We start from the raw sequence: 5,651 nt of genomic DNA, 5'->3' as shown, positions 1-5,651 counted from the left end.
CATCCCATTCTACTGACCGGGTGCCGGTGGGCAGATCCGTAGGCAAATGGCTGATAAAAGTATAATCATCTATCTCGGGATACTGGCTGATGGCAGTTTTCAAAGCTAGCTGGTTCCGCTGCAGGTCGCCCAAACGGGGAATAGGCACATACAGGAGGTTCTCCTTATTGTACCCGATATCCATGGTACGGATAAACTGCAGTTGCCTGTACACTACAATTGTACTCACTATCAGGATAACGGCAATAGAGAACTGCACCACTATGAGGCTGTTCCTGAAAAAAGTTTTCCCTCCGTGGAGCATTTTTACCCCTTTCAGCACTTTTACCGGGTGGAAGGATGAAAGGAACAACGCCGGGTAACTTCCGGCAAGCAAACCTACGCCTGCTGCTATCCCTAAAAGACCTGCGATAAATTTTAAACTCAGCAGATTAATAGAAATGGATTTTGCCGCCAGCTCATTGAACAATGGTATCAGCACCCATGCCATAGCCAGTCCTAAAACCAGTGATATAAAAGACAAGAGAAGCGCTTCACTTAAAAACTGTATCACCAGTTGCGACCTCAAAGCGCCTACCGTTTTACGCAAACCCACTTCTTTTGCCCGCTCCCCGGATAAAGCCGTGGAAAGGTTCATGAAATTGATCCCGGCAATCAGTAAAATAAAAACAGCGATCAGCGAAAAGATCTTCACCTGCTGGTAGTTACCCTGCCCTGCTACATCCAGCATGAGGCGGGAACGCAGGTGCACATCCGTAAGCGGCTGCAGAAACAGGAAACCATTGGTTTTAGATACATCCATACGGCGGTAAAGCGCCATGATGCGCTGCTCCAGCGATGCGAGTGCCGCCGGCGTGGCATCGAAATGATCATCCATCCGGAGATAGGTGTATACGTCGAAATTACCCCAGCCCTGCTCCAGGTTTATTGTTTTTTCATAAAGCTGGATGGGAAGCAGCATATTGAACTGCAGGTGTGAATTGCTGGGTGGATCTTTCAATATTGCCGCTACTATTACGTCGTTGCCATTGTAGTCATTATCGATATGCAGGGTTTTGCCCATGGCGTTTTCAGGGCTGCCAAAATATTTCTTCGCACCGCTCACAGTGAGTACTACGCTGTTGGGCCCCGACAGCACCCGGCTTGCATCTCCGAGCAACAGGGGATAACTGAAAATGCGAAGAAAATTACTATCGGCGTAATAGATATTCTTTTCCTCATACTTCTGAGTACCAACCGTTACCATGCTTTGCAAAGCCGATAGCCGCGTAACATTCTTTACCAGCGGAATATTGTCCCTGATAGCCATTGCCACCGGAACGGGCACCACTGCCGCATCAATATCCCCCACCCGGGCGGTGAGGCGGTAAATATTCCCGGCGCCGGCATTAAACCGGTCGTAACTAAGTTCATCCTGGACCCAAAGAAAAATAAGGATACTGCAAGCCATCCCTGTAGCCAGTCCAAAAATATTGAGACTGGAAAATAATTTATTCCTGAAAAGATTTCTGACAGCAGTTTTCAGATAACTTCTGAACATATGGCCCCGATTGATTTTGGTGAGGTGTCACCAACAGGGTGCCAGATATGCGGCATCTTTATACCAGTTAACTATACTTTAAATTAATTACAATATGTCCGGTTTCAAAACAAATCCTGTCCGGTTTTAAACTTGTTTGTAAGCAGCTGCGATATGCTGTTGCTACACCGCTTATTTCCGTCACTTGATGATACCCCGCAGGGCGCAGCTAAGCCATTCATCAGTGAATGTTTTTCCGGGCAAAAAAACAAGTCTTTTCTGGCATAAAAGAAGCCCTGAAACCTTGTATAAGCGGAGGCGTTTTTGTATCTTCGTGCAGCTTGCCGGAAGCCATCAGACAATCTTTTTTTTAATCGTAAACACTACTTTTTTTGTCGCCCGGCCCGGCTGTATAGCCTGGTTGTTCCCAACTGTTTTCATATCCCATAAATGGTAGTAGCAGGTCATTAACCGTTGCTGCAGGGGAGTTGTATTTGTTGAACCGGGACGACAAAAAGAATGATCATATGGAAGAACAGATTTTAACAGGAAAGCCGGCGTTTAACGAAGCGCTTAAGTTCTGGTTTAAATTGGGATGGATAAGTTTTGGAGGCACTGCCGGCCATATCGCCATTATGCACGATAACCTGGTGGACCGGAAAAAATGGATCAGCAACAGCAAGTTCCTGCATGCCCTGAACCATTGCATGATATTGCCCGGACCGGAGGCGCAGCAATTGGCTATTTATATAGGGTGGTTGCTGCATGGTAAAAAAGGCGGGCTTGCAGCAGGTATCCTCTTTGTTTTACCATCCATGTTCATCTTACTTGCACTCAGTATTATCTACGTACTTTTTGGCAACATACCCTGGGTTACGGCCATGTTCAGCGGGTTAAAGCCTGCAGTAATTGCCCTTATTCTTATTGCCATGTTCAGGATAGGGCAAAAGGCGCTGCACGGACCCTTACACTACCTGGTAGCTGCCGTTGCATTTGTATGCATCTTTTTCTTCAACATTTCCCTGCTGGTCATTATTGGCGGCACCATTGTTACAGGGGTTATTGCCCGCATGATATGGCCCGCCGCTTTGCAGCATCAGCAATCCAATACAACAGCAGCAGGCGATGAAGAACATACATATGTGCTGAACAAGCATACCGTTTCAGCCGCGGGACAATTCAGCACAGGCCGGCTGCTCAGGTTACTGGGCGCAGCGGTGCTCCTCTGGCTGATCCCCTTCGGGCTGTTCCTGTTGTTTTTCAGCGATTTTGTTTTCTGGAAAAACCTGGGACTGTTCTTTACGCAAACTGCATTTGTAACGGTTGGCGGTTCATATACCGTACTGCCGTATGTAGCGCAATACAGCGTTACAAAACTGCACTGGCTCAGCAAGCTGCAGATGATCGATGGCTTTGCCCTGGCCGAAACAACTCCCGGCCCGCTGATCATCGTATTATCATTTGTGGGTTTTATGGCCGGTTATAACCATTTTGGCGGCTCTTTATGGATGGGAGCAGCAGGACTACTTGCCACCACCTATTTTACGTTTTTGCCCTGTTTCCTGATGATCTTTGCGGGCGCGCCGATTATTGAGAAAACACATGGCATTGAAATTATAGAAGGTATTCTTGGATTAATTACCGCCGCTGTAGTGGGAGTGATCCTGAATCTTACTTTATATCTGGGGAAAGATGTGATTTTTCCCGGTGGTGTTTTATTCAGCAAACCGGATATCCTGGCCTTGATATGGATTATTGTTTCACTGGTACTGATGCTGAAGTTCAGGATGAATATCCTTTACCTGATAGGGATCAGCGTGCTATACGGCCTGGTACATTACCTGCTGCATTCATAAGCCGGTATAAAAACAACGTGGCGCCCGGATTCCAGGTGCCCTGTTAAAGCGCTTTGGAACAGGCAGCGCAATACCCGGAAATAAAGCCGTTAAAATTCACCGACCGGTATCCCTTCGGAAGTTTGATATCCACTTCATTCGGCAGGCACTCTATTTTGCCGCATTCCAGGCACCGGAAATGAAAATGATTGTGATGATGCTTCTTTTCCGTACAGTTTATGCAAAAGGCAAAGTAATATTTTCCATCATCTCCCAAAATCTTATGAACAATGCCATCATCACAAAAACTGTTCAGCACCCTGTAAATAGTTGCCCGGTCCACCGCATCACCCAGCTCTTCCTGTAAAATATCCTGGCTTACAGCTGTCTCCGCATTTTTCAATGTCTCCAAAATCAGCTGTTTTGTTTTTGTATTCCGCTTATTCATACGCAAAGATAAAATATTATTGCGATTTTGTCGCAATAATGAAATTATTATCTACTTTTGTAAAAATACTGACCAGGATGTTACATCGCAGAAAGTTTATACAGCAAAGCAGTATGGCTATCCCGGCATTGATTATTCCTGGTTCATTGATTTCTCCCGCAAAAATAAATAAGATGGCAGACAGTAAAAATTTTGATGTAATAATAGTAGGAGGAAGTTATGCAGGACTTTCCGCAGCAATGGCACTGGGCCGGTCATTACGGCATGTGCTGGTTATTGACAGCGGGTTACCCTGTAACAGGCAAACTCCGCACTCGCATAATTTTATTACCCAGGACGGTAAAACACCCGGCGAGATTGCAGCCGTTGCCAAACAACAGGTGGAAAAATATACCACTGTAAAGTTTCATAACGGGCTTGCTGAAACAGCAGTAAAAACAGAAAATGGTTTTGAAATAACCACGAAGCTGCATGAAAAATTTCATGCAAAGAAGCTGATCTTTGCAACAGGTATCAAAGATATTATGCCGCCCATTAAAGGATTTGAAGAATGCTGGGGCATTTCGGTGATACATTGCCCGTATTGCCACGGCTATGAAGTAAAGAATGAAGTGACAGGCATTTTTGCCAATGGGGATATAGCCATGCACGTTGCGCCATTGGTGCATAACCTCACAAAAAAGCTGACCATTTATACCAATGGCGCATCAACCTTCACCGAAGAACAAACGGCACAATTAAAAAAACAGGGCATCCCGGTGGTGGAAGCAGTATTTGAGGAACTGAAGCACCATAACGGCAGGGTTGAACAAATCGTTTTCAGGAACGGCGACGTTCAGCCCATAAAAGCACTTTATGCCAAAACAGCATTCATACAGCATTCAGATATCCCGGAAAAACTGGGTTGTGAGCTTACTGAGCAGGGCTTCATAAAAGTGGATGCATTTCAAAAAACGAATGTGACGGGAATTTTTGCATGTGGTGATAATACGTCTATGATGCGCTCTGTGGCTAATGCGGTAGCTGTTGGCAATATGGCAGGCGCTATGGCAAATAAAGATTTAGCGGATGAGCTGTGGCTGGCCGGTTCATGATTGGAACACATTATCTTCTTCTTTTTATAAACAATATGATAATCATGTCCGGACCATATCAGGCTGTTTCCCGCTCACGAAAACACAGTACCGGCCACATTCAATAACACCCGGTAAATAGTTTTTATGGCCAAATCTTTTCTATGTACTGTTAGTCTTTTGCTTGAGAAACCACTCAGCATCAAAGTTGCGTGCGGAGACAACCATCCCGGGGATCTTCAGTTCTTCACCAAGAAATGGAACATTATTGAGCAGTTTAACCAATATCCGGATAAGGAACTGTTTCACTATGCCAGCACCGTGATCAAAGGCGCTGTGTTCCGCATAAAATGGCATAAAACAGGGATATTTCATGCTTACCTGGACGATGTACATTATGCTGTGATCAATATTAACCAGGGTGTGACGGTTACCCTCGCGGGAAATGGGGAAGTATATGAAATGATAGGAAAAGGTGGTAGCTTGTTTATGAACCTGCGTTATTACCTGCAGAACACTGCCGGTAAATGTCTTTTAAAAACGAAAGTGAGCCTCCTACGTCTCCGGCTGAAAATCACCTCTGAAAAGCCGGCCGCCGATACTACCTTCTATTGCCTGTTGTATATTAATATTTTTTTGGCGAATCTGTTCTTCCGGATGATGAACAATGCCGCTGCCTGATGGGGTTACGCCATAGGGTATAACGAAGTGGCAAATTACAAGCCTGGGTTTAAACGAAAAAGGGACCAATCATTATCAATATGATCAGTCTCTTT

Annotated in this window: 5 protein-coding genes; 3 read left to right on the top strand and 2 right to left on the bottom strand. The window is 45.3% G+C overall.

The genetic code is table 11. The annotated features are described in order from the left end of the window. Nucleotides 1–1,540, bottom strand: a 1,540-nt coding sequence (locus VN105_RS13785; protein WP_325641820.1) for an ABC transporter permease, incomplete at its 3' end; no start/stop codon positions are given. Between the two features lie 506 nt (nt 1,541–2,046). Between VN105_RS13785 and chrA the strand changes: the two genes are divergently transcribed. After that, complete coding sequence (gene chrA / locus VN105_RS13780; protein ID WP_325641818.1) at nt 2,047–3,375, top strand: chromate efflux transporter; 1,329 nt, start codon at nt 2,047–2,049, stop codon at nt 3,373–3,375. Between the two features lie 43 nt (nt 3,376–3,418). Here the strand turns inward: chrA and VN105_RS13775 are convergent, their stop codons facing one another. Continuing rightward, the gene (locus VN105_RS13775) at nt 3,419–3,802 is read right to left on the bottom strand and encodes a Fur family transcriptional regulator (RefSeq protein WP_325641816.1); all 384 of its coding nucleotides are present in this window, start codon (nt 3,800–3,802) and stop codon (nt 3,419–3,421) included. Between the two features lie 173 nt (nt 3,803–3,975). Between VN105_RS13775 and VN105_RS13770 the strand changes: the two genes are divergently transcribed. Both VN105_RS13770 and VN105_RS13765 read left to right on the top strand, forming a co-directional pair. Then, nucleotides 3,976–4,896: an NAD(P)/FAD-dependent oxidoreductase gene (locus VN105_RS13770; protein WP_325641814.1), complete on the top strand. Its 921-nt coding sequence runs from the start codon at nt 3,976–3,978 to the stop codon at nt 4,894–4,896. 126 nt (nt 4,897–5,022) lie between these two features. Continuing rightward, nucleotides 5,023–5,556, top strand: coding sequence for a hypothetical protein (locus VN105_RS13765; protein ID WP_325641812.1), 534 nt, complete (start codon nt 5,023–5,025; stop codon nt 5,554–5,556). Nucleotides 5,557–5,651: the final 95 nt, after the last annotated feature.

It is taken from the genome of Chitinophaga sp., from assembly GCF_035564935.1.
Taxonomy (GTDB): Bacteria; Bacteroidota; Bacteroidia; order Chitinophagales; family Chitinophagaceae; genus Chitinophaga.
The sequence above is the reverse complement of the archived record's forward strand: the minus strand, read 5'-3'. Positions and strand labels throughout refer to the sequence as shown.